A 1,069-nucleotide genomic window follows, 5' to 3' on the forward strand; every position below is an offset into this window, starting at 1 on the left:
CCCCCCCTCATTTTTTTTTATTTATCCGCCCACCACCTTTATATACACATTTAATATCGTCGGCTGCTTCTTTTTTTTAGACCCCGCCGGGATCGGACCGGAACTGGCGCTGGCGGCCTGGCTCGCCAGCACGCCGCGCGATCCGCTCCCCGCCTTCTTCCTCGTCGCCGACCCGGCCTTCGTCGAGCGGACCGCCAACCGGCTCGGCCTGCCCGTGCCGGTGGCCGAGATCGACCCCGAGACGGCGGCCGAGGTGTTTCCCCGCGCGCTCCCCGTGGTGGCGCTGCCGAGCGGCAGCGAGACCGAAGCCGAGCCGGGCGTCCCGGATTCGGTCACGGCCGGGGCGACGATCGAGTCGATCACCGCCGCCGTCGGATTCGTCCGCGCGGGCCGGGCCAGCGCGGTGGTGACCAACCCGATCGCCAAGTTCGTGCTGACGCGGGCGGGCTTCGCCCATCCCGGCCACACCGAGTTCCTGGCGGCGCTCGCGGTCGCGCCCGGCCGCACCCCGCCGCGCCCGGTGATGATGATCTGGAGCGAGACGCTGGCGGTCGTGCCGGTGACGATCCACGTGCCGTTGCGCGACGTGCCGGGCTTGCTGACGCAGGATCTCGTGGTCGAGACCGCCCGCATCGTCGCCCGGGATCTCGCCGAGCGCTTCGGGCTCGAAGCGCCGCGTCTGGTGCTGGCCGGCCTCAACCCGCATGCGGGCGAATCCGGCACGATCGGCCACGAGGACCGCGACGTGCTGGCACCGGCGGTGGCGCGGTTGCGTGCCGAGGGCATCGACATCCGCGGGCCGCTGCCGGCCGACACCCTGTTCCACGCGCGGGCGCGGCAGACCTACGACGTGGCGCTCTGCCCGACCCACGACCAGGCGCTGATCCCGGTGAAGACCATCGCCTTCGACGACGGCGTCAACGTCACCCTCGGGCTGCCCTTCGTGCGCACCTCGCCGGACCACGGCACCGCCTTCGACATCGCCGGCAAGGGCCTCGCCCGCCCCGACAGCCTGATCGCCGCGATCCGTCTGGCCGACCGCCTCGCCCGCACCGCCGCGGCGCGGGCC

1 protein-coding gene is annotated in these 1,069 nt (G+C 72.0%); it reads left to right on the forward strand.

Annotated features, from left to right (window positions below; translation table 11 throughout):
* Nucleotides 1-40: 40 nt before the first annotated feature.
* The coding region (gene pdxA, locus FV223_RS28315) for a 4-hydroxythreonine-4-phosphate dehydrogenase PdxA (RefSeq protein WP_187276288.1) at nt 41-1,069 on the forward strand (1,029 nt) is incomplete at its 3' end.

This window comes from Methylobacterium sp. WL116 (assembly GCF_008039455.1).
Lineage (GTDB): Bacteria > Pseudomonadota > Alphaproteobacteria > Rhizobiales > Beijerinckiaceae > Methylobacterium.